At 73.2% G+C, this 24,125-nt stretch carries 28 protein-coding genes; 7 read left to right on the forward strand and 21 right to left on the reverse strand.

Going from position 1 to position 24,125, the window contains the following annotated elements; all coding sequences use genetic code 11:
- The 7 genes from BMY97_RS20870 to BMY97_RS20900 form a co-directional block, all read right to left on the reverse strand.
- The coding region (locus BMY97_RS20870; RefSeq protein ID WP_177231491.1) for a transposase at positions 1-204 on the reverse strand (204 nt) is incomplete at its 3' end.
- A gap of 62 nt (positions 205-266) precedes the next feature.
- Entirely contained in the window at positions 267-1,040 is a 774-nt protein-coding gene (locus tag BMY97_RS20875) for a TIGR04222 domain-containing membrane protein (protein WP_091618636.1), read from the reverse strand.
- A 99-nt stretch (positions 1,041-1,139) separates the two neighbouring features.
- A complete protein-coding gene (locus BMY97_RS20880; RefSeq protein WP_177231460.1) occupies positions 1,140-2,096 on the reverse strand; it encodes a TIGR04222 domain-containing membrane protein in 957 nt (318 codons plus the stop codon).
- A gap of 85 nt (positions 2,097-2,181) precedes the next feature.
- Positions 2,182-2,616, reverse strand: a complete 435-nt coding sequence (msrB, locus tag BMY97_RS20885; RefSeq protein ID WP_091618640.1) for a peptide-methionine (R)-S-oxide reductase MsrB — start codon at positions 2,614-2,616, stop codon at positions 2,182-2,184.
- Positions 2,617-2,635: 19 nt separating this feature from the next.
- On the reverse strand, positions 2,636-2,941 hold the full coding sequence (locus BMY97_RS20890; RefSeq protein ID WP_177231461.1) for a hypothetical protein: 306 nt from the start codon (positions 2,939-2,941) through the stop codon (positions 2,636-2,638).
- Between the two features lie 70 nt (positions 2,942-3,011).
- Positions 3,012-4,748, reverse strand: coding sequence for a serine/threonine-protein kinase (locus BMY97_RS20895; RefSeq protein WP_218156837.1), 1,737 nt, complete (start codon positions 4,746-4,748; stop codon positions 3,012-3,014).
- Positions 4,749-4,865: 117 nt separating this feature from the next.
- The gene (locus BMY97_RS20900) at positions 4,866-5,540 is read right to left on the reverse strand and encodes a TVP38/TMEM64 family protein (RefSeq protein ID WP_091618645.1); all 675 of its coding nucleotides are present in this window, start codon (positions 5,538-5,540) and stop codon (positions 4,866-4,868) included.
- A 392-nt stretch (positions 5,541-5,932) separates the two neighbouring features.
- Between BMY97_RS20900 and ligD the strand changes: the two genes are divergently transcribed.
- The 3 genes from ligD to BMY97_RS20915 all read left to right on the forward strand — a co-directional run bounded on the left by ligD (position 5,933) and on the right by BMY97_RS20915 (position 8,614).
- Complete coding sequence (ligD, locus tag BMY97_RS20905; protein WP_091618647.1) at positions 5,933-6,955, forward strand: non-homologous end-joining DNA ligase; 1,023 nt, start codon at positions 5,933-5,935, stop codon at positions 6,953-6,955.
- 224 nt (positions 6,956-7,179) lie between these two features.
- Positions 7,180-7,572: a DUF6221 family protein gene (locus tag BMY97_RS20910; protein WP_091618649.1), complete on the forward strand. Its 393-nt coding sequence runs from the start codon at positions 7,180-7,182 to the stop codon at positions 7,570-7,572.
- A 37-nt stretch (positions 7,573-7,609) separates the two neighbouring features.
- The gene (locus tag BMY97_RS20915; protein WP_177231462.1) at positions 7,610-8,614 is read left to right on the forward strand and encodes an LLM class flavin-dependent oxidoreductase; all 1,005 of its coding nucleotides are present in this window, start codon (positions 7,610-7,612) and stop codon (positions 8,612-8,614) included.
- 78 nt (positions 8,615-8,692) lie between these two features.
- On the opposite strand, the gene BMY97_RS20920 is transcribed toward BMY97_RS20915, so the two are convergent.
- Both BMY97_RS20920 and BMY97_RS20925 read right to left on the reverse strand, forming a co-directional pair.
- Positions 8,693-9,325 carry a maleylpyruvate isomerase N-terminal domain-containing protein gene (locus tag BMY97_RS20920; RefSeq protein WP_091618651.1) on the reverse strand — a complete coding sequence of 211 codons (633 nt, stop codon included), beginning with the start codon at positions 9,323-9,325 and terminating at the stop codon, positions 8,693-8,695.
- 33 nt (positions 9,326-9,358) lie between these two features.
- Complete coding sequence (locus BMY97_RS20925; RefSeq protein ID WP_245787414.1) at positions 9,359-10,975, reverse strand: PucR family transcriptional regulator; 1,617 nt, start codon at positions 10,973-10,975, stop codon at positions 9,359-9,361.
- A gap of 97 nt (positions 10,976-11,072) precedes the next feature.
- On the opposite strand from BMY97_RS20925, the gene pruA reads away from it, so the two are divergent.
- Positions 11,073-12,701 (forward strand): L-glutamate gamma-semialdehyde dehydrogenase, encoded by a 1,629-nt coding sequence (gene pruA / locus BMY97_RS20930; RefSeq protein WP_091618653.1) that lies wholly within the window; start codon positions 11,073-11,075, stop codon positions 12,699-12,701.
- A 13-nt stretch (positions 12,702-12,714) separates the two neighbouring features.
- On the forward strand, positions 12,715-13,644 hold the full coding sequence (locus tag BMY97_RS20935) for a proline dehydrogenase family protein (protein ID WP_091618655.1): 930 nt from the start codon (positions 12,715-12,717) through the stop codon (positions 13,642-13,644).
- An 85-nt stretch (positions 13,645-13,729) separates the two neighbouring features.
- Here BMY97_RS20935 and trxA read toward each other — a convergent pair whose 3' ends face one another.
- Positions 13,730-14,098: a thioredoxin gene (trxA, locus tag BMY97_RS20940; protein ID WP_091618657.1), complete on the reverse strand. Its 369-nt coding sequence runs from the start codon at positions 14,096-14,098 to the stop codon at positions 13,730-13,732.
- 99 nt (positions 14,099-14,197) lie between these two features.
- On the opposite strand from trxA, the gene BMY97_RS20945 reads away from it, so the two are divergent.
- A complete protein-coding gene (locus tag BMY97_RS20945; RefSeq protein ID WP_091618659.1) occupies positions 14,198-14,440 on the forward strand; it encodes a DUF2630 family protein in 243 nt (80 codons plus the stop codon).
- 591 nt (positions 14,441-15,031) lie between these two features.
- On the opposite strand, the gene BMY97_RS20950 is transcribed toward BMY97_RS20945, so the two are convergent.
- Positions 15,032-15,952, reverse strand: coding sequence for an NAD-dependent epimerase/dehydratase family protein (locus BMY97_RS20950; protein WP_091618661.1), 921 nt, complete (start codon positions 15,950-15,952; stop codon positions 15,032-15,034).
- A 106-nt stretch (positions 15,953-16,058) separates the two neighbouring features.
- Here BMY97_RS20950 and BMY97_RS20955 point away from each other — a divergent pair, with 106 nt between their 5' ends.
- The gene (locus BMY97_RS20955) at positions 16,059-16,982 is read left to right on the forward strand and encodes a LysR family transcriptional regulator (RefSeq protein ID WP_091618663.1); all 924 of its coding nucleotides are present in this window, start codon (positions 16,059-16,061) and stop codon (positions 16,980-16,982) included.
- A gap of 22 nt (positions 16,983-17,004) precedes the next feature.
- Here BMY97_RS20955 and BMY97_RS20960 read toward each other — a convergent pair whose 3' ends face one another.
- From BMY97_RS20960 to BMY97_RS21005, 10 genes are all read right to left on the reverse strand, one after another.
- The gene (locus BMY97_RS20960) at positions 17,005-18,573 is read right to left on the reverse strand and encodes an alpha/beta hydrolase (RefSeq protein WP_091618664.1); all 1,569 of its coding nucleotides are present in this window, start codon (positions 18,571-18,573) and stop codon (positions 17,005-17,007) included.
- A gap of 133 nt (positions 18,574-18,706) precedes the next feature.
- Positions 18,707-19,786, reverse strand: a complete 1,080-nt coding sequence (locus tag BMY97_RS20965) for an ATP-dependent DNA ligase (RefSeq protein WP_091618667.1) — start codon at positions 19,784-19,786, stop codon at positions 18,707-18,709.
- A 26-nt stretch (positions 19,787-19,812) separates the two neighbouring features.
- Positions 19,813-20,412, reverse strand: coding sequence for an alkaline shock response membrane anchor protein AmaP (gene amaP, locus BMY97_RS20970; RefSeq protein ID WP_091618669.1), 600 nt, complete (start codon positions 20,410-20,412; stop codon positions 19,813-19,815).
- Positions 20,413-20,514: 102 nt separating this feature from the next.
- Positions 20,515-21,051: a DUF6286 domain-containing protein gene (locus BMY97_RS20975; RefSeq protein WP_091618671.1), complete on the reverse strand. Its 537-nt coding sequence runs from the start codon at positions 21,049-21,051 to the stop codon at positions 20,515-20,517.
- Positions 21,051-21,440 (reverse strand): Asp23/Gls24 family envelope stress response protein, encoded by a 390-nt coding sequence (locus BMY97_RS20980; RefSeq protein WP_245787415.1) that lies wholly within the window; start codon positions 21,438-21,440, stop codon positions 21,051-21,053. The genes BMY97_RS20975 and BMY97_RS20980 overlap by 1 nt, the downstream gene beginning before the upstream one ends.
- Complete coding sequence (locus BMY97_RS20985; protein WP_091618673.1) at positions 21,437-21,613, reverse strand: hypothetical protein; 177 nt, start codon at positions 21,611-21,613, stop codon at positions 21,437-21,439. The genes BMY97_RS20980 and BMY97_RS20985 overlap by 4 nt, the downstream gene beginning before the upstream one ends.
- A 66-nt stretch (positions 21,614-21,679) precedes the next feature.
- Entirely contained in the window at positions 21,680-22,123 is a 444-nt protein-coding gene (locus BMY97_RS20990; protein ID WP_091618675.1) for an Asp23/Gls24 family envelope stress response protein, read from the reverse strand.
- Positions 22,124-22,246: 123 nt separating this feature from the next.
- On the reverse strand, positions 22,247-22,693 hold the full coding sequence (locus BMY97_RS20995; RefSeq protein WP_091618677.1) for an Asp23/Gls24 family envelope stress response protein: 447 nt from the start codon (positions 22,691-22,693) through the stop codon (positions 22,247-22,249).
- Positions 22,690-23,271, reverse strand: a complete 582-nt coding sequence (locus BMY97_RS21000) for an RNA polymerase sigma factor (protein ID WP_091618679.1) — start codon at positions 23,269-23,271, stop codon at positions 22,690-22,692. Before BMY97_RS21000 ends, BMY97_RS20995 begins: the two co-directional genes overlap by 4 nt.
- The gene (locus BMY97_RS21005) at positions 23,271-24,029 is read right to left on the reverse strand and encodes a pyrimidine reductase family protein (protein WP_245787416.1); all 759 of its coding nucleotides are present in this window, start codon (positions 24,027-24,029) and stop codon (positions 23,271-23,273) included. The genes BMY97_RS21000 and BMY97_RS21005 overlap by 1 nt, the downstream gene beginning before the upstream one ends.
- Positions 24,030-24,125 lie beyond the last annotated feature (96 nt).

Consider the following 24,125-nt stretch of genomic DNA (forward strand, 5'->3'; position numbering starts at 1 on the left):
TTTCGGGGACATGCCGTTTCTGGAGTTCCCGGAACCGTTCCCGGCAGGGTCTCCTTTCTCGTATCCGAGATGATGGGTCATTTCAGCGTCCAGTGCTCGTTCGAGCACCGCCTTGGTCATCTCGTTCAGCAATTCTTGCGCGCCCAGCGCCCCGCCATTCGCATACGCGTCTTTCACCAGCGCATCAAGCGTTTCCGACGGCAACACCCGAGCGAGTGCTTCGCCGGCCGCGGCACCCGCAGCCCGATCAGGCGATGTGTTCTCAGTCACAGATAGAGCCTTTCTGGGTCGCCGTCAGCGATCCCGATCTTGGTCCATCCGTGGCTTACACGGTTGTCATGACACGGCCCCTCCGGACGTTCCGTCGCGTGCAGGTCCGCGCGGGCCCGGGTGACCAGGGCCTCGCCGGCCGAGGTGGGGCGGTGGCGGCGCTTCCAGCGGCGAGCCGAGCGCGCCACGAAAGTCAGCACCAGCGCGACGAACACCAGCGCGACGAGCCCGCCCACCGGACGGCCGAGCGCAACGCCGTTCACCCCCCGCACCACCCCGACCACCAGGAGCAGCACCCACAACAGGGAGACGGCGGTCCGGGCCTTCGCCACACCGCCCTCGGCCATGAGCAGGCCTCGCCGGTCCAGGTCCGCCTCGATGTCTTTCACCGCGCGGGAATCCACTGTCCGGTACCGCAGCTCGTTGGTCGTCAGGCTCCTCCCGGCCTCGTTCGCGGCACCGTGGACGGCTCGCTCCAGCGGCTCCTGCGGGGCCGGGCCGGCCGCGCTGAGCTGGCGGTAGCTGTTCAAGCGCAGCAGGCCACGCTCGACCAGCGCCGCGATCGCCGCGTCGACGGCGCGCGGGGCGCCGCCCGCAAGGTAGGCCAGCTGGTAGACGCCCGGCATCGAGCCGTCGTGCGCGGCGGGCGCCGAACGGGCGCGCGCCCGCACCATGGCGGGCAAGACGAGCTGCACGACCAGCAACAGCGCCAAAGCCAGCCCGTACAGCACCAGGAACTGCGGTCCCGAGATACCCCACGGCTCGCTCATCGTGCGCCTCCCTCGTCGTCTGGGTTGGTGGACCCTGCTGGTCCGTTTCGCCCGTTCGGGTCGGCAGAACTGACGGCCCCGGGCGCTCGCGGGTTCCGGCTAACTGCTGCCGCCGCCGCATCCACCACCCCCGCCACAGCCGGCGCCGCCACCGCAGCCCGACCCGCCGCCGCAGCCGGAGCCACCACAGCCGGAGCCGCAGCCGGAACCGCCGCCGCAGCCGGAGCCGCCCCACGAAGACCCGGCGATCCACGCGCCACCCGCACCGGCCGCGTAGCCGGCTCGCGCTCGGCCTCGCCTCGGAGCGGGCGGGGCCACGGTGCCGCGGCTGAGCGCGACCCGGATGTCGCGGTCCGGGTAGTTGGCGAGCCCGCCGATGGCGACCGCGCCGGCCGCACCGGTGACCAGGCTTTTGTCGTCCCAGCCGGCGGTCGCGGCGGCGCGGCCCGCCTCGGTGGGCCGAGGCCCCTTGGCGCGGGTGGCTTGCGCGAGCGCGGTCGCCGCCAGCACGAGGGTCACGGCGGCGGCGATCAGCAGGTAACCGGCGAACGTCCCGCGCACCAGCTCGACCAGGAACCAGGCCAGACCGGCGGCGAGCAGCGCCGACTCCACGATCAGGGCGCGCTGCCAGGCTTTCCGCACCGGCGCTTCGTCGACGAGGAAGCCTTGCGCGACCAGTTCTCCGGTGAGTGCTTCCATCGCCGGGCCGCGTGACAGCTCGCCGATCACCCCGGTCACGCCGGACCGGAGGCCGATGATCGCCGCGGCCTCGCGGCCGAGCGGGTCGGCGGGGGCGAGCGGGGTCAGGTGCAGCCGTCCGCCGCTGTCGACGCGGACCTGCTCACGCTCGATCATCCCGGCCACCACCGTCTGGCCGACGCGGACCGGGCCGCCGGTCAGCATCGCGACGTGCGCGAGCGACCGGAGCCGAGGCGCCTCGTGGCCGCCGCGCCGGGCCTGGCGGCCGCGGGCGAACACACGGAGCAGAACGAAGAAACCCAGCAAAATACTTGCGGCAGCGAAGATCGCGCCGTCGATTCCCCAATTCCCGAACATAGGTCCGCCCTCCCCAGTAGCGTGCCGTTGTCCCATTTTGCACGCTTCGGGGAGGGCGGGCAGTCCGTCCGGCCTTAAGTTTGGGTCAAGCCTCGGCCCCGGGAACCGGGACGAGCTTCATGGAGATCGAGTTGATGCAGTAGCGCTGGTCGGTCGGCGTTTCGTAGCCCTCGCCCTCGAAGACGTGCCCGAGGTGACTGTGGCAGGAGGCGCAGAGCACCTCGATGCGCCGCATGCCCATGGCCCGGTCCTCGCGCAGCAGCACGGCGTCGGAGTCGGCCGGGTCGTAGAACGACGGCCAGCCGCAGTGGCTCTCGAACTTCGTGTCGCTGCGGAAGATCTCGGCCCCGCAGGCGCGGCACTCGTAGACGCCGGTGGTCTTGGTGTCGGTGTACTCGCCGACGAACGGTTGCTCGGTGCCGGCCTGGCGGAGCACGGCGTACTCCTCGGGGCTCAGCTCCGCGCGCCACTCCTGCTCGGACTTCACCACGCGGGGCGTGGTGCCGACGACGGGTTTCATACCTTTCACGAACCCCACGTTACCCCCGGAGGAAGGCGATCGCGTGCGCCACGATGTCCCATGCGGTGACGATCACGCCGAACACGATGAGCACCGCGATCAGCGCGGACACCCAGTAGCGCAGGCCGCCGACGCGGCTGCTGGAATCGGCGAAATCGCCCATCTGGTCCAGGCAGGCCTCCACCGTGAACGTCGGCCCGGTGCGCTCCATCCGGTCCAGGTGCGCGGCGAACGCGCGGGCCTCCGGGTCGTACGGGTCGAGCCCGACCAGGTCTTCGTGGAAACGGGGATTCCAGCCCGGTGGCACAGCAGCGCTCTCGGCCATGGCACCACGGTAAGCCATCGGGCCTGATCAGCACACTCCCGAAGCGGCCTGTGTCACTGGTTCGCCGCGATCACTGGTTCGGCGTTCCGGTGGCCTCGAGCTTGGTGTCGCTGTCGATCAGCATCTGGCCGCCGATGATGACCACCCGGTAGCCGCGCCGGATGCCGTTCACCGTGAGGTTCATGGTGAGGGAGCCGTCGGCATTGTTGCCGTTGCTGTCGGCGTGGGCGTACGAGTAGGCGCTGATCTTGTTGTTCTGCCAATACTGCTGGAAGTTCTGCTGGTCGCCGTAGACGGCCTGCGCGGCCGGGGTCAGGTAGGACCAGCCTTCGGACGGCTTGTTGAAGAACCCGTCGGCGACCATCTTGCCCGCGCCGCCGAAGTCGGTGACCTTGCCCTCGGTCGGGGTCTGGCCCAGGCCGGCGACGGGGGGCGAGCTGGGTGCGCTGCTGGCGGGGTTCGGCGCTCCGGCCGAATTCGATGTCTGCGTCTGGCCGGCCGGCGGGGCGCTCTTGTTGTTGCTGCTGCCGTTGTTCAGTACCAGGAAGACGACCACCGCGACGACGACCACGGCCGCCGCGCCGCCGGCGAGGATCGCGGCCTTGCGCTTGGTGTCGGCGGACTTGCCGGTGCCACCCGAGTAGCTCGGGGCGGCCGCGGTGGTGGCGGGGGTGCGAGGCGGTGCCGGGGGTCTGTTCTGGGCCGGCTGCGGACGCGGCGGGGTCGGCGTCTGCTGGAGCGGGGCGACCGGACGCGGCGGGGTCTGGGGGCCGAGCGTCTGGGGCCCAGGGGTCTGGGGCCCGGGCGTCTGGGGCGGCGCGGACGGCGAGCGCATCGGCATGAACGCCGCGGTCGGCGTGCGCGGCGGGTTCGACGGGGCCTTCTGCGCCGGGATCGGCGCGGAGGCCGGGGACTTCGCCTCCGACCGCTGCCACGGCGGGCGCGAGCCGACGCGGTCGCCCTGGTTGCCGGACAGCAGCAGCGGGGCCATCGGCGGCGTCGGCTCGCCCGCGGTCAGCGCGGCCAGGCGCTCGCGGGCCTCGGCCATGCTCGGGCGCTCGGCGGGCTCGCTGCGCAGCAGGCTCATCAGCAACGCGGTGGCCGGGCCGGCCTGGGTCGGCGGGTTGATCTGGCCGTTCGCCGCCGCGTAGAGCAGCGCGAGCTGGTTGGTGGTGTTGCCGTACGGCGTCTGGCCCTCGATCGCCTGGTAGAGCGTGGCGCCGAGGGCGAAGACGTCGGAGCTGGGCACCGGGTCGGCGCCACGCGCCAGCTCGGGTGCCAGGTAGGCCGGGGTGCCGCCGATCAGGCCGGTCTGGGTGAGGGTCATGTCACCCGCCGCGCGCGAGATGCCGAAGTCGGTGATCTTCGCCGTGCCGGTCTCGTCGATCAGGATGTTGCCCGGCTTGACGTCGCGGTGCACGATCCCGGCGCGGTGCGCCGCGACCAGCGCGGCCGCGACCTGCTCGCCGATCCGCGCGACCTGGCCGACCGGCAGGGTGCCCTGGTCGGCCAGCACGGCCGACAGGCTCGGCCCGTTCAGGTACTCCATCACCAGGCACGGGTCGCCGCCGTCTTCGGCGATGTCGAAGACCACGATGGCGTTCGGGTGCTGGAACCGCGCGGCGTTCTTGGCCTCGCGCATCGCCCGCTGGCGCATGTTGTCGCGCTCGGCCTCCGACACGCCCGGCTGCGGCAGGATCTGCTTGATCGCCACCGACCGTTCCAGGCGCACGTCGACGGCGCGCCACACCACTCCCATGGCACCGCTACCAATGTGCTCGACGAGGCGATAGTGCCCCGCGATCAGCTGACCGGTGTCGATGGCGACCGCTCCTGACGAAATCCCGGTGATCGTGGTCCTGCGCAGCGCGGATGGCCCTCGCGCACCCAAACGAGTGTAGCGGTCGAGCGGGCGGGGCTGCCGTCAGCCAGTTGGTGCCGGCGCCGCGGCCTCTTCCGCTCCGGGCGCCGGCGAGCGCTTCTTCAGCACCCTGACCAGGCCGATGGCACCGGCGGCGGCGAAGACGCCGTAACAGACCAGAAGTGCGGGCGGCGTGTCGCCGGTCAGCGCGTCGCCGAGGATGACCACCGCGACCGTGCCCGGCACGCTACCCAGCGCGGTTCCCACCAGGTACGGGACCAGCCGCACGGACGAGACGCCGCACAGGTAGCTGAGCGGCGCGAAGGGGACCACGGGGATCAGGCGCAGCGAGGTGATCGCCAGCACGCCGCCGCCGGAGAGCCGTTCGTTGACCAGGCGGACCGGCGCCCGGTGCAGGTGCCGCGTGACCAGGTCGCGGCCCAGCAGCCGCGCCAGGCCGAACGACAGCCCGGCGGCGATCGTCGTCGCCACCAGCCCGATGGCGATCCCGGCCACGGAGCCGACGAGCAGCCCGGCGGCGAGGTTGAACACCGTCCGCGGGATCGGAGCCACCGTGAGCAGGGAGTACGCCAGCAGCAGGAGCAGCGGCGTCGCCGGGCCGGTCGCCGCGGCCCAGCGCCGGAGGTCGGCCGGACCGGGGATCGGCAGGAACACCGCGGCCGCCGCGAAGAGGGCGAGCACGGCGAGCGCGAGGATCAGCTTGGTTCGGCCGGACACCCTTTCCACGGTAGGGCACCGCGGTTCGCGAAGGGTTTCATGGTGGGGCAGTACTGGGTGGGCGAGGTTCCGGCGGCGGGGCGCGGTGGGTTTGCGCGGTGGGTGCCGCCGGTGTTCGCGAAGGGTTCGGTGGTGGGGCGGCGAGGGGTTGGCGAGGTTCCGGTGGTGGGGGCGCGGTGGGCATCGCCGGTATTTGCGAAGGGGGCCGTGATTTGCGAAGGGGGCCGTGGTCAGGGCGGCATGGGTTCGCGAGGTTGCGGTGGCGGGACGTTCGCGAAGTGCAGTAGGCACCGCTGGCGGAGGACCGGCGGCTCGCAGGAGTTCCGGTGCCGGGTGGCACCGCCGGTGTGCGAAGGCCGGGCACCCGCCGCTGATCCCGCTACGGTGGGCTCATGCCCAAGAACGGCGATCCGGTCGAGTACCAGGTGGGGCCGCGCAAGGTCCGCGTTTCCAGTCCCGACAAGGTCTACTTCCCGCAGCGCGGCATCACCAAGCGGCAGGTGGTGGAGTACTACCTCGCTGTGGCCGAGCCGTTGCTGCGTGCGATCGGGGAGCGGCCCACCACGCTGAAGCGCTATGTCGACGGCGTCGAGGGTGAGTGGTTCTACGCCAAGCGCGTGCCGAAGGGCGCGCCCGACTGGCTCGAGACGGCCCGGATCGCGTTCCCGTCCGGCCGCACGGCCGACGAGGTCTGTCCTACCGAGGCCGCGGTGTTCGCCTGGGCGGCGAACCTCGGCACGTTCGACTTCCACCCGTGGCCGGTCCGGCGGTCCGATGTGGACCATCCGGACGAACTGCGCGTGGACGTCGACCCGCCCGATTCGGCGGGGTTCGACGACGCCGTGGCGGTGGCCCGCGTCGTGCGCGAGGTGCTGGCCGACGCCGGGCTCACCGGCTACCCCAAGACCTCCGGCGGCCGCGGGGTGCACGTGCTCGTGCGGATCCGGCCGGAGTGGGACTTCATCGCGGTGCGCCACGCCGTCATCGCGCTCGCCCGCGAGGTCGAGCGGCGAGCGCCGGAGCAGGCGACCGTCTCGTGGTGGAAGGAGGAGCGCGGCGGCCGCGTCTTCCTCGACTACAACCAGGCGGCCCGCGATCGCACCGTCGCCTCCACCTGGTCGGTCCGCGGCACGCCCCGCGCGACCGTCTCGACGCCGCTGACCTGGGCGATGCTGGACGAGGTCCAGCCGGACGACTTCGACGTCCTGTCCGTCCCGGGCTTCTTCGCCGAGCACGGCGACCTCCACGCGCCCATGGACGAAACGGCGTTCGGCCTCGAAACGCTGCTGGAGTGGTACGAACGCGACGACCGTGACCTGGGCGGCGCGGAGTTGCCCTATCCGCCGGACTATCCGAAGATGCCCGGCGAGCCCAAGCGCGTGCAGCCCAGCAAGGCGCGTCCCGACCCGGAGTGACGGGCCGACCGCCGACCGTGGTCACCCTCGGTGATCAACTGGTCCGGTGGTGCGAATTCACAACCCTCACGGCTGCATAACGTTCCCGCTGGTCAACGAATGGCGCGGGTACTGTTCTGCGGGCCCCGGGGAGGTCGGGGCCGGTTCAGGGCGTAACGGGCTGAGGTCGGCCCGCGACCTCGGACCGGAGTGCCCGGGTGCAGGCTGGAGGAGGGAGGCCGTTCGTGGACGACCTGATCGCGTTCCTGGCAGCACGGGTTGGCCAGCGCCAGGCGGTGATCATGCAGGCCGTGCGGAAGGCGAAGGACGGCGAACCGCTCAACCGCGGTGAGACGAAGGTCGCGGTGGAGCAGCGCGTGCGCGCGCTCGGCGACCTCGAGATCGACGTGGTCAACCAGATGATCAACGAGGTCGAGGCGACCCGCCGCATCATGCTCGCCCACCGCACCACGGTGTCCGAGAAGGTGCCCGGTTTTCCGCTCTACGGCAGCGAATACTGGTGCGAGACCTGTCACGTGCCCGGCGACGAGGCCGGCTCGAACTGGTGCCTGACGCTGCGCCTGCTTGCCCTGCCGTACGCCGACCACCCGGACTACAGCGAACGGTGGCGCCCGTAGCGGGAATCCGGCCTCCCGCAACGGTGTTGAACCCGGTGTGACGTACCGGATCTCCGTTCTCGACCGCTCGCCCGTCCGCCGTGGGCGGGGCACCGGGCAGGCGCTGCGTGACACGGTCGCGTTCGCCGGGGACATCGAGGCGCTGGGGTATCACCGGTTCTGGGTTTCGGAGCACCACGGCGTGCCCGGGGTCGCCGGGTCGGCGCCGACGGTGCTGGCCGCGGCCGTCGCGTCGGCCACCGGGCGGATCCGCGTGGGCACCGGGGGAGTGATGCTGCCCAACCACCGGCCGCTGGTCGTGGCGGAGCAGTTCGGGGTGCTCGACTCGCTGTTCCCCGGCCGGATCGACCTCGGGCTGGGCCGCTCGGTCGGCTTCACCGACGGCGTCCGCCGCGCGCTCGGGCAGGGCAAGGAGGCGGCCGACGAGTTCGGGGGCCAGGTGCGCGAGCTGCTCGCCTTCTTCCGCGGCGACCAGGCCGAATACCCGGGTGTGCACGCGATCCCCGCCGAGGGCCGTCGGGTGCCCGCGTTCCTGCTGGCCACCGGTTCCGGCGCCGCGCTGGCCGCGGAGCTGGGGCTGCCGCTGGTCATCGCGCCGGTGCGCGGCGAGCGCGTCCTGCTCGACGCCGTCGCCCGGTACCGCGACGAGTTCCGGCCTTCGGACCAGGCCGCGCAGCCGTATGTCGTCGTGTCGACAGCGGTGGCCGTCGCCGATTCCGCGGCGGCCGCGCGCCGGCTGCTCGTGCCGGAGGCATGGGCCACGGTCTACTCACGCAGCCACGGCGTCTTCCCGCCGCTTTCGCCGCCGGACGAAATCCTCGCCCTGGCGATGACCGACCGCGAGCGCGCCCGCCTCGACCAGACGCTCGCCGGACAGATCGGCGGCAGTCCGGAAGAGGTCGCGGACCGTCTCGGCGCGCTCGTCGAGAGCGTCGGCGCCGACGAGGTCCTGGTGAGCACGAGCACCTACGACCAGTCCGCCCGGGTCGACTCGTTCGCCGCCCTGGCGCGGGTGGCCGGGCTCGCTGTTCCCGCGGCGTGAAATCCTTGGGCGGTAACGCTTTCCGTGGCCAGACGACGTCCGTCTTGCCCGCGCCGAAGGTGCCCTCGAGTCAGATGATCATCCGAGTGTCACCGCGGTGAAGCCGCCCCACGAGGCCGGAACGGGGGCGCGGCCGGTGGCCACCAGCAGCGCCTCGTGGTCGGCCACCCCGGCCGGAAAGGCTTGCCCCGTCACCTTTTCCACCATCGCCCGGGTGGCGGCGGCGGTCTCCGGCGGCGGTCCGTCCACTCCGGACAGATGCCGGACCAGGTCGAGGTGGTGCAGCGTCGATTCGACCACGTACACCGCCAGGTAGTCCGCGACCGTGAACACCTCGTCGCAGGTCTCGACGCGGGCGGCCGGGTCCGCGGCGGCCGCGGCGCGCCCGGCGGCGACGGCGAGGTCGTCGAAGTGGTGGGCCAGCCGGTCCAGGTCGGCGTACGCGGCCGCGCCGCGGCGGACGAACGCCGATTCCGGGTCGGTCCCCGTCGGCTGATCCGAGGGCTGCCAGTACGTCACCGCGTCGCGGGTCGCCGGCGCTTCGGTGGTCGAGGCGAGCGTGATCAGGACGTCCTGCGCGTCGATGACCAGGTGGAACACCAGGTCCTGGACGAGCCAGCCGGTGCAGCCCGACGGCGTGACCCACTGGCCGCCTTCGAGCGCGTGGACGGCTTCCTGAAGGGCGCCCCAAGCGCGCGGGAAAAGATCCACAGCCGCACCTTATCGAGCGCGGCCAAGCCGTTTTCACAGTCGCAGCTGGAGCTCTGTCAGCAGCCGCTGGGCGGGGTCGGCCAGGCTGATGCCGGAGACCTCGGCGGCCCGGCGGACGCGGTACCGCACGGTGTTCGGGTGGATGTTCAGTGCTTGCGCCGCCGCGCGGACGTCGCCGAACGCGTCCAGGTAGGCCAGCACGGCGGGGACCAGGATGCCGCCGTGCTCGGCGTCGTGCGCGACCAGTTCGGCCAGGCGGGGGTCGCGGATGCGCGGCTGGTCCGCGAGGTAGGCGAGGACTTCCGACAGCAGCACGTCGGCGCGCACGTCGGCCAGCGAGGCGACCGGCTCCGGCCAGCGCCCGCGGGCCATCGTCGCGAGCACGCGGTCCGCGTCGCCCCGGGAGGCCGCCGCGTCGGACAGCCGCGGCACCACCCCGCCCAGCGCCGCGCGCACGGGCACGTCGAGGTGCCGCCGCGCCGTCGCGACGATCTCCCTGGCCAGCGCCAGCACGGCCGCGTCCGGGTGCTCGGGCAGGTCGGGCAGCAGCGCGTAGACGCGGCCGCCGAGCACGCTGACCAGCGCGGTGCGCCGGTACGCCGCGGTGTGCACCGCGATCAGGTGCACCAGCTCGGCGCGGCGCAGCTGCCGGCCGGACGCCGCGGCCCCCGGCGAGGACAGCGCGAACGCCAGCACCTGCGCCGGGCGGCCTGGGTCCGCGCCGATCTCACCGGCCACGGATTCCGCGTCGACGCGACCGTCGAGCAGCCCGGCCAGCAGGTCTTCGCGCAGGCGCAGCTCGGGGCTGGGCTGCGTCCGCGCGCGGATCAGCTGCGGCGCCAGCGAACGGCTCGCGCCGAGCAGCGCGACCTCGGCCTGCTCGGTCAGCGGCGTCGCGCCCTCCTGCACCCAGATCGTGCCGAGCGGCTGCGCACCGGCGTGGATGCCGGCCGCGATGCGCCGCCGGATGCCCAGCTCGGGCCGCTCGTCGATGCGCACGATGCCCTCGCCCGCGCGCAACCGCTGGTAGACGCCCCATTCACGCAGCATCGCCAGGTACCGCTCCGGTCCTTCGCGGCCGAGGATCGACAGCCGGCGCAGCTCGTCGACCTCGTCCGAGGATCGTGAGTAGGCCAGCACGCGGCTGGCCGTGTCCTCGATGCTGACGAGCCCGCCGGTGAGCGTCGCGACGGTCTGGGCCAGCGCGAACAGGTCGCCCAGCACCTCGCCGCTCTGGGCCTCGCCGCCGGCCCGCGCCGCGTCGACGACCCCGCGGGCCAGCGCCTCCACCTGTTCCCAGCGCGCCTCGGCGCCGACGGTGAGCAGCGCGACGCCCGCGTCCGCCGCGATCTCCGTGCCGCCTTCGCCCTTCACCGCCACCGCGGCCGCGCCACCGCGCCCGGCCGCTCGGATGGCCGCGCCGGCCGCCCGGCCGCGCGCGCCGATCACCAGCACGAGGTCGCCGGGGTGGGCCTCGGGCGGGTCCTCCGGGTCGAGGATCACCACGTCCTCGACCGGCACGGCCAGCCCGCGCGGCGCCACGAGCACCCGGACGAGTGGTTCACCGAGGGTCGCGAGCACGTGCCGCAGCGATGTCCCGGCCACGACCTCGGGAACGGCGGAGACCTTTGGCTGATCGGACAATCTCACCCTGGTGATTCTAGCCTGGTGGACAAACCTCCCCGCGGCTTCCGGCGTTACGGTTCGGGCAACTGAACCCGCAGGTGCCGAGAACAAGGGAGCCGCCGTGGACGCCGTAACCCAGACCCCAGCCCCGAAGAACGAAACGGTGCTGACCTACGCGCCGGGCAGCGCCGAGCGCGCCGAACTCGAGGGCGCGCTGACCAAGCTGGGCCAGGCGGGGCCCGTCGACCTGACCGTGACGGTCGGCGGCGAGCAGCGCGCCGGCGGCGGCGAGAAGATCGACGTCGTCCAGCCGCACAACCACGGCCGCGTGCTGGGCACCATCCAGAGCGCCACGAAGCAGGACGCCGCCGACGCCGTCGCCGCGGCGGGCAAGGCCGCGCCGGAGTGGCGCGCGCTGTCGTTCGACGACCGCGCCGCGATCCTGCTGCGCGCCGCCGACCTGCTGACCGGCCCGTGGCGCGCCACGCTGAACGCGGCGACCATGCTCGGCCAGTCGAAGACCGCCACCCAGGCCGAGATCGACTCCGCCTGCGAGCTGGCCGACTTCTGGCGCTTCAACGTCGAATTCGGCCGCCGCATCCTCGCCGAGCAGCCGATCAGCTCGCCCGGCGTGTGGAACCGCATGGAGCACCGCCCGCTCGAAGGCTTCGTCTACGCGATCACGCCGTTCAACTTCACCGCGATCGCCGGCAACCTGCCCACCGCGCCCGCGCTGATGGGCAACACGGTGCTGTGGAAGCCTTCGCCGACGCAGAGCTTCGCCGCGCACCTGACGATGCGGCTGCTCGAAGAGGCCGGCATGCCTCCGGGTGTGATCAACCTGCTGCCCGGTGACGGCAAGGCCGTCTCCGAGGTTGCGCTGACGCACCGCGACCTCGCGGGCATCCACTTCACCGGCTCCACCGCGACGTTCCAGCACCTGTGGGGCACGGTCGGCGGCAACATCGCCGGCTACCGCAGCTACCCGCGGCTGGTCGGCGAGACCGGTGGCAAGGACTTCGTCCTGGCGCACCCGTCGGCCGACATCGACGTGCTGCGGACCGCGCTCGTCCGCGGCGCTTTCGAGTACCAGGGCCAGAAATGCTCCGCCGCTTCGCGCGCGTACATCCCGCGCAGCGTGTGGGAGCAGCTGAAGGACAGCCTGATCACCGAGACCGAGGCGCTGTCCTACGGCGATGTCACCGACTTGAGCCACTTCGGCGGCGCGGTGATCGACCGTCGCGCGTTCGACAAGCACGCGTCGCTGTTCGAGCGCGTGAAGGGTGACGCCGAGGTCGAGATCCTCACCGGCGGCACCGCGGACGACAGCGTGGGCTACTTCGTGCAGCCGACGATCCTGGTGTCGGCCAGCCCGAAGCACGAGATCTTCAGCACCGAGTACTTCGGGCCGATCCTTTCGGTGCACGTTTACGAGGATGCCGACTTCGAGTCGATGCTCAAGGTGATCGACGAGACGGCGGCTTACGCGCTGACCGGCGCGGTGATCGCGAACGACCGCGCGGCCGTGGCGAAGGCGTCGGAGGCGTTGCGTTTCAGCGCCGGCAACTTCTACGTCAACGACAAGCCGACCGGCGCCGTCGTGGGTCAGCAGCCGTTCGGCGGGGCGCGCGCCTCGGGCACCAACGACAAGGCCGGCTCGATCTTCAACCTGCTCCGCTGGACGAGCCCGCGCTCGGTCAAGGAGACCTTCGTGCCGGCGACCGTCGTGCGTCACCCGCACCAGGGCTGAGAGGGGAGCTGTCATGCTTCGTGCCCCGCTGCTCGCCGCCGCCCGGTCCCGCCGGGTGCGCGCGCTGATCGAAGCCGTGCCCGTCACGCGGTCCGTGGTGCGGCGGTTCGTGTCCGGGTCCGCGACCGCCGACGCCGTGCGCGTCGCGCGGGAGCTGGCCGCCGACGGCCGGTCGATCACCATCGACCACCTCGGCGAGGACACCACGGACGCCACCCAGGCGGCCACCACCGTCCGGGCCTACGAGGCACTGCTGTCGGCGCTCGCCGAGCAGGGCCTCGCCCAGGGCGCGGACGTCTCGGTGAAGCTGTCGGCCGTCGGGCAGTTCCTGCCGGCCGACGGCGAGGGTGTCGCGCTGGAGAACGCGCGGAAGATCTGTGCCGCGGCCGAGGCCGTCGGCGCGACCGTGACGCTCGACATGGAGGACCACACCACCACGGACTCGACGCTCGGCATCCTGCGTGAGCTGCGCGGCGAGTACCCGTGGGTGGGCGCGGTGCTGCAGGCCTACCTCAAGCGCACCGAGCAGGACTGCCGCGAGCTGTCCGGCCCGGGCTCGCGGGTGCGGCTGTGCAAGGGCGCGTACGCCGAGCCGGAGTCGGCGGCGTTCCAGGACAAGGCGGACGTCGACAAGTCGTACGTGCGCTGCCTGCGGGTGCTGATGGCGGGCCAGGGCTACCCGATGGTGGCCTCGCACGACCCGCGGATCATCGCCATCGCGTCGAAGCTGGCGGCTGAGGCCGGGCGCACGGCGGCCGACCACGAGTTCCAGATGCTGTACGGCATCCGGCCCGAGGAGCAGAAGCGGATCGCCGCCGAGGGCTCCACCATGCGCGTGTACGTGCCGTGCGGCGACGAGTGGTACGGCTACTTCATGCGGCGGCTGGCCGAGCGCCCGGCGAACCTGGTGTTCTTCCTGCGCGGGCTCGCCACCCGGTCCTGAACGGCTTTCGGATCCAGGAGAACGCCCCCTCACCCGCTTCCCCGACGGGTGAGGGGGCGTTCTCGCGTCCCCGGTCAGTACTGGGTCAGGCCTGCGCTTCCTGCTCGGCCGCGGCCTTCTTGACCTCGTCCATGTCGACCTCGCGGGCCTGGCGGATGATGTCCTCCAGCGCGGCCGCGGGCAGCGCGCCCGGCTGGGCGTAGATCAGCGTCTTGTCGCGGATCACCGCGAGCGTCGGGATCGACCGGATGTCGAACGCGGCGGCGAGCTGCTGCTCGGCCTCGGTGTCGACCTTCGTGAACACGATGTCCTCGTGTTTCTCCGACGCCGTCTCGTACACCGGCGCGAACTGGCGGCACGGGCCGCACCAGCTCGCCCAGAAGTCGATCAGGACGAACTCGTGGTCGCTCACGGTCTGGTCGAAGTTGGCGGTGGTCAGCTCAACTGTGCTCATACGCCTTCCAACGGACGACGCGCGGCGGGAATTCCCGGGCTGGAGGTAGCGTCTTGACCTCTCAGGATCGAGGCCCGGCGGGCCGGGCAAGGAGGAACCATGGCGGACGGCGGGATCATGGGCCGGATCGACCAGCTCATCGCTGAAGAGCACGAGCTGCGGTCCCGGTCGGTGGGGGTCGGGCTCTCCGGGGACGACCGGGAGCGGCTGACCGGGCTGGAGCAGGAACTGGACCAGTGCTGGGACCTGCTGCGGCAGCGGCGCGCCCGGACGGAGTTCGACGAGGACCCCGAGGGGGCTGAGGTGCGGTCGGTGGGGGAGGTTGAGGGGTATCGGCAGTAGGTTCCGGGGGGCTCTTGCCCAGTCGCTGTGCCGGGGCGTGAGTGGGTCTGGTTGCCTGCCGATGGCCTGCCCCGGCCGCCCGGACGCGTCGCCGTGGCAAGGCCGGACCCGCAGGTCCGCTTTCCGCCCGGCGGCCCGGGAGCGCAGTCGCCGGGACCGGTCCTGGGCCGGCGTTGGACCGCAGGGTCGCGCGGTCCGGGACCGGCCGGGGGCAGGCGTGGTAACCGCCGTCGACGTCCAGGGTCGTGCCGGTGAGGTGAGCGGCGTCCGGGCCGGCCAGGAACGCCACCGCCGCCGCGACCTCGTCCAGGATGTCGAGCGCCCAAGCGGTCCAGCATCCGCCGGGCCAGCCCGGCGGCGGCCGGGTCGGCCTGAAAGCGTTCGGCCGTGCCACCGCCGGCGCGGATTTCCCGGGTCGGCGACCCGGCGTCCGCGGTGGAGCGGACGTAGCTGAAGGCGACGGCGGCGCCGCGCGGACGGCGGCCGCGCCCGGGTCCCGCCGGTGACCAGCGCGGTGCGGCCGGCGAGGGGTCGGTTCATGATGTGCTGTCTCTTTCCGGGAATGGGTGCCCCGTGCCGGCCGCGCGGACTTCATGCGGTGGGCAAGGCCACCCGCTCCCGGACGGCGGCCAGACCGGCGGCCTGCGAAACGACGGGCTCGTAACCGAGTTCGGCCACGGCCTTCTCCGTCCGCAGGAGGCACGGCTGCCCGAGGAACCACCGAGTGGGCGCGGAGACCTCGCCGGCGGTGGTCTCGGAGACCGGCAGATCGACGCCGTGGATCTCGAACAGGGTCTCCATGAACTCCCGGAGGACGACGCGCTGCCGGTCGGTGACGAAGTAGGCCTGGCCTGGCCGGCCGCGTCGCCAACCGAGCACGAGGCCCTCGACCGCGTTGTCGACGAAGGTGACGTCGGTGGTGTGCCGTCCGCCGTCGATCCAGGCGAACTGGCCCGCCTTGGCGGCCGCCACCAGGCTGTCGGTGAGGATGCTGTCGGGGCCCCACACGAACCTCGGGCGGATCGAAACCGTGGCGAAGCCCGGCGCGTTCGCCTCGAGCACGATCTGCTCCGCCTCGGCCTTCACCGCGCAGTAGGCGGCCTCCGAGTCCGGCCGCAGCGGTGCGGTCTCGTCGGCCTCCACCAGCGGCGGGCCGGCCAGGAGCGCGGCTTCGCTGCCGCAGTGGACGAACCGGGGAACCTTCGCGTGGCGGGCGGCGTCCACGGCGGCCTGGGTGCCGTCGACCGTCACGAGCTGGTGCCGCGCGCGGTCCGCGCTGATGTCCGTCTCGGCCGCGAGGTGGAACACCACGTCGCTGCCGGTCACCTCGTCCCGCCAAGTGGCCGGAGCGGTCAACTCGCCCCGCACGGGCTCGGCACCGAGCGCGGCCACGATTTCCGCCGAAGCCTCGCTGCGGACCAGTGCTCGAACCGAGTGTCCCTCAGCCAGCAGCCGGCGCACCAATACGCGGCCGATGAACCCCGAACCGCCCGTCACGAACGCGCGTGCCATGTGAACTCTCCTTTGCTCAGGTGCTGTGCCGGAATCAGCAATGGATCGCCGCCATAACTTCCCTCAACCACATCGATAGTTCGACGGCTTGCGATAAAATCTGTGGATGGCTTCGCTACGAGCGTTGGAGTGTCTTGTCGCGGTCGCCGACTGCGGATCGATCACGCGGGCCGCGCGGCTGCTGCATTCCTCGCAGCCCGCCGTCTCTCATCAGCTCGCCGTGCTGGAGCGTGAGACGCGGACGATCCTGGTTCGCCGCGAGCCCCGGGGCGTCAAGCTCACCCCCGCGGGGCGAGCCGCCGTCGCGGAGGCCAGGCGGGCGGTCGAGGCGGCCGCAGCCGCCGTCCGGTCGGCACGCGCGGTCGGTGAAGCGGCCGGCGGAGCGCTGCGGCTGGCCTGCGCGCAGAGCCTCACCGTGCCGCTGCTCGCCCCGGTCATCCGCCAGTGGCACCGCCGCTACCCGGAGGTGGCGGTCACCCTGCGCGAATCCATGGCGGTGGACGAACTCCTCGGCGGCGTCGACTCCGGCGAGTTCGACCTGGTGCTGATGCCCGCTTCCGTGCCCGACCGCTTCACGACCGCTGTCGTCGCTGACGAGGAGGTCGTGCTGACGGCACCGAACGGCCATCGGCTGGCCCGGCTGCCGACCGTGCGGATACTCGATCTCGAAGGGGCTCCGCTGGTCCACTTCGCACCGGAGAACGGCCTCAGTGAATGGCTCGACCGGTCGCTCACCAGTGCCGGAGTCCGCCCGGACCCGGTGATGGCGACGTCGGTGACGACTGCGGCACCACAGCTCGCGGCCGCCGGCCTCGGGGTCGCGGTATCCCCGGTGAGCGCGGTCACCGCCGGCTTCCCGGGTGTGGTCCGCTCGTTCTCGCCACGCTGGTTCCGGCAGCTCGTGGCGGTGACGGCCGCCGCGCCGGACCCGCTCGCCGCGCGTTTCACCGCCGACCTGCGGACGCACGGCGTGCGGGTGCCCAGCGACGTGCGAACCCGGCTCGCCGGCGGGACCGCCCTCCTGAAGTGAGGGCAGGCGCGCCGAGGCGGGGTCAAGCCGGGCAGAGGGTGCCGTCGGCAGGGACCTTGCCGTCGATCAGGAAAGACTGCGCGGCGGCGGTGACGCAGGGGCTCAGGCCGACGGCGCCGTGGCCGGTGCCCTGCCAGGAGACGGTCACAGCGCTGGGCATCTGGTCCGCGGCGCGGCCGGTGCCCTGGCCGGGGGTGACCGGGTCGGTGGTGGTGGCGGCGACCATGATCGGCGGGGCGCCCGGGGCGCCGGCGGGCGGGAGGGGCTCGCGGCGGACGGGCCAGGCGCCGCACCAGGCGAGCTCCTGGGCGACCAGCGCGCCGAACTGCGGGTATTTCGCGCGCATACCCTGTTCCACCTTGTCGATCTGGTCGGCGGGCAGGCGGGTGGCGGCGTCGTTGCAGCGGGTCGCGATGGTGCCGCCGATGCGGGACGGGTCGTTGTCGTTGTCGGTCAGCATCGGCGCCGCGAAGGCCTCCAGCGCGGTGACGTCGCCGGTGCGGGCCGCGGTGATCGCGTCCGCCAGGGCGGGCCAGCGGGAACGGTCCGCGAGGCCCAGATAGACGCCGTACATCGCGATGCCGGGGCTCAGGACCACGCCGTCGGCGGTCGACGCCGGGGCGGTGCGGAGGCGGTCGGTCACGGCCGTCAGCGCGGCCTTCGGGTCGCCCATGGCACAGCCGCGCGCGGCACAGTCCGCGCCGAACGCGTCCAGGGTCCCCTGCGCGCCCGCGGCGACGGCGTCCAGCACGGCCGCGCGGTCCGCACCCGGGTCGGGCAGGCCGTCGAGCACCATGCGGCCCACCTGACCGGGGAAGCGCACCGCGTACTCCGACAGCACCTTCGAACCGTCGCCGCGGCCGAGCGCGCTCAGCTTGTCCAGGCCCAGCTCACGGCGAAGCTCGTCGAGGTCGCCCGCGGTGCGCCAGCTGTCCAGGGCGGTCTGCGCGGTGTCCAGGTCGATCGCGCACTGCTGGCCGGCCCGGCGCGCGGCGTCCAGCACGTCGCCGAGGCCGCCCTGCGCGGGATCCGCGCCGAGGAGCGCGTCCCGGGCCTCGGGCGGCACGCACTGCACTCCGCCGGACATCCCGGTGCCGCGGCGGTCCAGGCCGATCAGGGTGAACTTCTGCAGGAACGCGGGCGGCAGCTGCGCCGCGAGCCGCGCGGCGAACAGCGAGCCGGGTTCGCCGCCGACGTCGTTGACCACCACCAGCGGGACCGGGCCGGTGCCCGCCTTCAGCACCAGGATCCGCGCCAGCAGGTGCTGGGTGTCGTCGGGCGCGTCGAGCGGCGCGTTCATCCGCGCGCAGCTGAAGTGCAGCGACGCGGGCACGCCCGGCTGGCCCATCCGGGCGCGGGTGTCGTCGTCGCAGTCGGTCCAGCGCAGTGTCGGCGACTGCGGTTCCGACAACGGCGGCAGCGGCACCGGGGCCGAGCTCGGCGACGCGGGCTTGGTGGCCTTGCCGTCGTTCTCCACCACGGCCGGGCGCACCGACGGGCCGGTGGTGCAGCCCGCGAGGGTCAGCGCCCCCAGCGCCACGACCACCAGCCGGGCGCGCAGGCGGTAACGGCGGGTGGAACGGCGGCGCACAGGCTTGGTCCTCACGTCTACTCGGGCGAACTCCCGGTCGAGCTTGGCACGCCGGGTGTGGGGCGGAAGTTAGCGGGTCCGGGCTCGTGAGTGGCCAGGACGGTTGGAACCGGCCCAAACACTCACGAGGGGTTCAGCGGGTCCGCACGACTTCGCCGCGGAACACCGCGGACAGGTCGTAGCGCGCGGGCTCCTCCAGCTGCGCGTAGCCGCACGAAGACGGCTCGCGGTCCGGGCGCCAGCGGGCGAACTGCGCGGTGTGCCGGAACCGCGCGGGGTCACCGCCCTCGGTGTGCTCGTAGGAGACCTCGACGACCCGCTCCAGCCGGAGCGGCACCCACGGCTGCTCCTTCGACCGCCAGCGCGTGATCCCGCCGGGGATCCGCTGGCCTTCGCGCACGGCGTCGCCGAGCCACGGGTGCCCCTCGCCGTCGGTGACCAGGGGCGCCAGCTCGGTCGCCAGCTCGCGCCGCCGCGCGGCCGGGAACGAGCCGACCACGCCGACGTGGTGCAGCAGCCCGTCGCCGTCGTGCAGCCCGAGCAGGAACGACCCGACGGCCTCGCCCGGCGCGCCGTCGACGTGCCAGCGCAGCCCGGCCAGCACGCAGTCGGCCGTGCGGGAATGCTTGTACTTGAACAGGACCCGCTTGCCCGGGGTGTACGGCTCGCCCAGCGGCTTCCCGATCACGCCGTCGAGCCCGGCGCCCTCGAACAGCTCGAACCAGTGCCGCGCGGTGTCCGGGTCCGTGGTCGCCGGGGTCAGGTGGAAGCCGTCGCCGGCGAGCTGTTCCAGCCGCGCGCGGCGGGCGGAGGTCGGTTCGTCCACGAAGGACTCCGAGCCCAGCGCCAGCACGTCGAACGCGACGAATTCGGCGGGTGACTCCTTCGCGAGCAGCTGGACGCGGCTGTCGGCCGGGTGGATGCGCTCGGTCAGGGCGTCGAAGTCGAGCTTCCCGTCGCGGGCCACCACCAGCTCGCCATCGAGCACGACCTGGTCTGGCAGCGTTTCGAGCAGCCGCTCGACGACCTCGGGGAAGTACCGGTTGAGCGGCTTCTCCGCGCGCGACTGGAGGGTCAGCTCGTCGCCGTCGCGGAAGACGAGGCAGCGGAAGCCGTCCCACTTGGGCTCGAACAGCAGGCCGCCCGAGTCCGGGATCGCCTTCGCGGGCTTCGCGAGCATGGGCTTGATCGGTGCCAGCACGGGGAGGGCCATGCGGGCATTCTGCGCACTGAACGGCGTCAGCGCACGCGTGCCGGGCCCGCCGTGTCGAGTTCGAGCCGGACGGCGGTGGGCAGCACGTCGAGCCCGAGCGACTCGCGGGCCCGCGTGAGCACGTACGTGTCGAGGTCCGACCAGACGCGGCGGACGTCCGTGTCTTCGCTCAGCCACAGCGTCACGCGCAGCGCCGGCTCGGCCTTGGTGCCGACGGCGCGCACCCGCGCGCGGGTGACACCGGTGATGTCCTCGGCGTCGGCCTGCACCGCGCCGGCGATCGCGGCCGAGGTGACGGTCAGCTCCGCGCCGGGCGTCTCGTCGAGCTGCAGGTCGGGCCGGGGCTCCGGCCGCAGCGAGCGGAAGAACCACCACAGGCCGAGCACCAGCAGCAGCACCCCGAGCACCAGCGCGCCGATCCGCGCGTACAGGGCGTGGTCGCCGAGCCAGCGGACGGCGATCGGGTCGAGCAGAGCGCGCTGCCCGCGGAACCGGCCGAGCCAGCCCAGCCCGACCATCAGCGCGGCGGCGCCCGCGAGCGTCGCGATCAGCCCGGCGACGAGCGTCAGCGCGCGCTCCGCCCCGTACGAACGGCCCAGGGCACGGCGGGCGGCGGACGTACTCATGCGCTCACCTCGCTGACGCTCGGCGCGGCCTGAGCCGAATACGCAGTGTTGAATGATTCACTCGCAAGCTCGCTCATGCGCTCACCTCGGTCGTGAACTCGGTCATCGGCGGTCCTTCGGCGAGTCGACGACCACGGTCACCTTCGGCCGGCGCACCAGCGGGACCTCGTCCAGCACGGTGCCCACCGTCTCGAGCAGGCGCGGCCGGAGCTGGGCCTCGTCCTCGAGCCGGCTGGAGGCGCGCACCCGGACGCGGCGGGCGCTGGCCGTCACGCTCGCGCCGCTGACGTTGTCCTGCGCGCGCACGGCGAGCCCGACCATCCGGGCCAGCGAGCGCGGCGACGTGCTCACGGAGATCCCGTCGGCCGGGTCGGTCATCCGCACGGCGCGGCTGCGCGCGCCGAGGGAGAAGAACACGAACAGCAATCCGGCGACGAGCACCACCGCCGCGGTGAGGCGCACGGGCGTCGCGGTCCAGTCGAGCCCGGCCAGGTGGTCCCGCCAGCGCGGCCACGGCACGAGCAACGGCGCGCTCTGCGGCTTCCACCAGTGCCAGCCGACTTCCAGCGCGAGCAGCGCCCCGCAGCCCGCGAGCACCAGGGCGAGCACAGTGGACAGCAGCCGGACGAGGACGCGCATCACCGCACCCGCGGCCGGGCGTCGGGCAGCAGCGCCGAGACCGTCACCGCGACCGAGCGCACGCGGTACGCGGTGATCCGCTCGACCTCTTCGGTCACCTTCGCGCGGACGTCGCCGGTCACCGACCGCACCGGGCCGGGGTAGGGAAGCGCCAGGTCCAGCGCGAGGTCGACGTCGTTGTCCTGGCCGCCGACCTTCACCCCGGCGCCCGAGCGGCCGGTGGTGAGCCCGGCGACGCGGTGCTCGGCCGGCACCGTGCCGGGCACCTGGTCCGCGGCGTGCTGCGCGACCTTGCGGACCACGGCGTGGGCGATGCTGAGCGTGCCGCGCTCCTCGGGCTCGGCGAGCCCGCCGCGGGGCAGGTCGACCTCGGCGAGGTGCCCGGTCACTTGTCCCGGCCCTTGCCGAACACGTCCCCGAGGTCCAGCTCGCCGTCGAGGACGCGCCCGACGACCAGCCCGATGATGCCGACCGCCAGCGTGACCAGGAAGGCGGTGAAGCCCTGGGTGGCGGCGAGGCCGAGGATGAGCCCGGCGAGCAGGCCGGTCTGGGTTCCGTTCAACGTTTCCTCCTGGGGTGCGAAGACTTCTGGCCGGCCGGGTGTCCACTGTGCACAGTGCGCGTCCCGCTACTCGACGCGGGAGGACTCCGGCGTGTCGTCGTCCTCGCCGGGCAGGTGGACGTCGTTGACCGCGATGTTGACCTCGATCACCTCGAGCGCGGTGATCTCCTCGACGGCCGTGATCACGTTGCGCCGCACCGCGCGGGCCACGTCGACGATCCGCGCGCCGTACTCCACGACCAGGTCGAGGTCGATCGCCGTCTGCTTCTCGCCGACCTCCACGGAGACGCCCGAGGTGGACGTGGTGCCGGAGCCCGGGATCCGCTCGCGCAGGGCGCCGAACGCGCGCGAGACGCCGCTGCCCAGCGCGTGCACGCCCGGGACTTCACGGGCGGCGAGCCCGGCGACCTTCTGCACCACGAGCGACGAGATCGTGGTGCGGCCCGCGGTGGACTCCTCGTTCAGCGGGGTCGCGGGGACGTCGGGCCGGTTCGGGCTCGGCTGCGCCATGGAGTTCTCCCTCGGTCCTGCGGTGTGCGTCCTGCTGCCGGAGCTCCGGCCCTGAAAGTTTTCCCACCCTTACGATGTCCCAACCGGCGGAATCCTCACGATGGGTCACCCGAATGGAGGAACTCAGTCCGGGTGCACGTCGACCACGTGCACGTTCACCGTGGGCGGCGGGGAGCCCAGCTGGCGCCGCAGCTCGTCGGTGACCCGGTCCCGCAGCAGCCCGGCGGCCTCGTCCGCGGCGACGCCGAAGCGCACGGTCGCGAGCACCTGCAGCTCGCCGTCGTCGAGGGCGACGGCCGAAACGTGCACGCCGTCCGCGCTCTCGGCCACCTCGGCGGCGACGGCCCGCGCGAGCTGGACCACCACGGTCTCCGAAACCGACAGCGAGCCGCCCTCGGACGGCAGCGCGATCGGCGGCGCGCCCCGGCGGCCGCGCACCCCGCTCACCGAGCGCAGCACCCGCTCGACGAGCCCGGCGGGCGTCGGGACCCGGTGCCGCGCGGCCGCGCGCACCAGCTCCCAGTGGGGGTCCCGCTCGGGATCCGCCGGGCCGGGGCCCTGGTCCGTCATCGTCGCTCCCTCAGCTGGCCGAGCAGCGCCACCCTGGCGCGGTGGAGCCGGGAGCGCAAGGCGGGGATGCTGACCTCGAGCACCTCGGCCACCTCCTCGTAGCTCAGTCCCTCCAGCTCGCGCAACACCAGCGGGACGCGCTGGGCCACGTCGAGCCGGGCGATCGCGCGCAGCACGGCGTCCACCTGCTCCGCGCGCACCACCTGCCGCTCGGGCGTCGCCTCGGCGACCAGTGCGCCGTCCAAAGTGGACCGGCGGCGGCCCGCGGGGACCGGGCGCACGTCGTCGAGCGACACGGTGGGGCGGCGACGGCGCAGCAGCGCGAGGGCGCCGTTGGTGACCACCCGGTAGAGCCAGGTCGACACCGAGGACTGGTGCCGGAACGCCGGCAGCGCCCGCCAGGCTGCGAGCCACGCTTCCTGGACGACGTCCTCGGCCTCGGCCGAGCCGCCGGTGATGCGCAGCGCCACCCGGTACATCATCGGCGTGTGCCGTCGCACCAGCGTGTCGAACGCCGCGTGGTCACCCGCCGCGGCGCGGGCGGCGAGGGTGGCGTCGCCGTCCTCCTCGGCCGGCATCAGCCGGTGGCCCGCCGGTAGCGCAGCAGCGTGAAGCCGTCCTCGACCAGGATCGACGCGAGGTCCAGCCGCCGCGGCGGCGACACGGCCGGGCCCGCGGCGATCCGGCCGGCGCCGCCACCGGTGAGCAGCGGCGAGACGGTGAGGCACAGCTGGTCCACCCGGTCCGCGGCGGCGAGCGCGGCGAACAGCACGGGCCCGCCCTCGCAGTCGACGCGCCGGAGCCCGCGTTCGGCCAGCATCGCGAGCGCGCGCGGCAGGTCCACGTCGTCCTCGCCGGCCGCGATGACACCGGCGCCGGCTTCGGCGAGCGCTCCCGTGTCGGCCTTCGTGGTGGTGACCACGAGCGGGGGCACGGCGGTGTCGGTGAACAGCCGGCTGCCGGGGTCGAGCGCGCCCGATCGCGTGACGACGGCGATCGGCAGGGCCGGGGCCAGGCCGAGGCGCGCGCGGCGGGCGGCCCGCTCGGGGTTCGACCGGGCGCCGCGGTAGTCCTCGGCACGCGCGGTGCCGGCGCCGACCAGCACCACGTCGGCGAGGTCGCGGGCGAGCAGGAACACGCGCTTGTCGGCCGGGTGCGAGAGGCCGGCCGAAAGCTCGTCCACGGCCGCGGCCCCGTCGGCGGAAGCGACGAAGTTGACCTGGACGAACGGGCCCGCGAGCGGTTCGGGATACCCGTAGACCCGCTCCAGGTCGTCGTCGGACAGCGGCCGGGCTTCCCCGCTCCCGCCCGGTGATGGTGGCCACACGCTCCGCACAGCAGCTATCCCAGCATGGGCCCGGAACCGCCCCCGACCGGGGGATACGCGTGCCGCCCCACCTCGCACGCACGGGTGAACGCGGTGGCTAGGCTC

Source organism: Amycolatopsis saalfeldensis (genome assembly GCF_900110575.1).
In the GTDB taxonomy this organism is placed as follows: domain Bacteria; phylum Actinomycetota; class Actinomycetes; order Mycobacteriales; family Pseudonocardiaceae; genus Amycolatopsis; species Amycolatopsis saalfeldensis.

What these genes read in the sequence shown, in the direction of transcription:
- BMY97_RS20880 (WP_177231460.1), bottom strand. Translation starts at nt 2,096, where the DNA reads ATGTTCGGGAATTGGGGAATCGACGGCGCGATCTTCGCTGCCGCAAGT.
- BMY97_RS20990 (WP_091618675.1), bottom strand. Translation starts at nt 22,123, where the DNA reads ATGGCGCAGCCGAGCCCGAACCGGCCCGACGTCCCCGCGACCCCGCTG.
- msrB (WP_091618640.1), bottom strand. Translation starts at nt 2,616, where the DNA reads ATGAAACCCGTCGTCGGCACCACGCCCCGCGTGGTGAAGTCCGAGCAG.
- BMY97_RS20950 (WP_091618661.1), bottom strand. Translation starts at nt 15,952, where the DNA reads ATGGCACGCGCGTTCGTGACGGGCGGTTCGGGGTTCATCGGCCGCGTA.
- BMY97_RS20995 (WP_091618677.1), bottom strand. Translation starts at nt 22,693, where the DNA reads ATGACGGACCAGGGCCCCGGCCCGGCGGATCCCGAGCGGGACCCCCAC.
- amaP (WP_091618669.1), bottom strand. Translation starts at nt 20,412, where the DNA reads ATGAGTACGTCCGCCGCCCGCCGTGCCCTGGGCCGTTCGTACGGGGCG.
- BMY97_RS20890 (WP_177231461.1), bottom strand. Translation starts at nt 2,941, where the DNA reads ATGGCCGAGAGCGCTGCTGTGCCACCGGGCTGGAATCCCCGTTTCCAC.
- trxA (WP_091618657.1), bottom strand. Translation starts at nt 14,098, where the DNA reads ATGAGCACAGTTGAGCTGACCACCGCCAACTTCGACCAGACCGTGAGC.
- BMY97_RS21000 (WP_091618679.1), bottom strand. Translation starts at nt 23,271, where the DNA reads ATGCCGGCCGAGGAGGACGGCGACGCCACCCTCGCCGCCCGCGCCGCG.
- BMY97_RS20875 (WP_091618636.1), bottom strand. Translation starts at nt 1,040, where the DNA reads ATGAGCGAGCCGTGGGGTATCTCGGGACCGCAGTTCCTGGTGCTGTAC.
- ligD (WP_091618647.1), top strand. Translation starts at nt 5,933, where the DNA reads ATGCCCAAGAACGGCGATCCGGTCGAGTACCAGGTGGGGCCGCGCAAG.
- BMY97_RS20955 (WP_091618663.1), top strand. Translation starts at nt 16,059, where the DNA reads ATGGCTTCGCTACGAGCGTTGGAGTGTCTTGTCGCGGTCGCCGACTGC.
- BMY97_RS20975 (WP_091618671.1), bottom strand. Translation starts at nt 21,051, where the DNA reads ATGCGCGTCCTCGTCCGGCTGCTGTCCACTGTGCTCGCCCTGGTGCTC.
- BMY97_RS20935 (WP_091618655.1), top strand. Translation starts at nt 12,715, where the DNA reads ATGCTTCGTGCCCCGCTGCTCGCCGCCGCCCGGTCCCGCCGGGTGCGC.
- BMY97_RS20945 (WP_091618659.1), top strand. Translation starts at nt 14,198, where the DNA reads ATGGCGGACGGCGGGATCATGGGCCGGATCGACCAGCTCATCGCTGAA.
- BMY97_RS20965 (WP_091618667.1), bottom strand. Translation starts at nt 19,786, where the DNA reads ATGGCCCTCCCCGTGCTGGCACCGATCAAGCCCATGCTCGCGAAGCCC.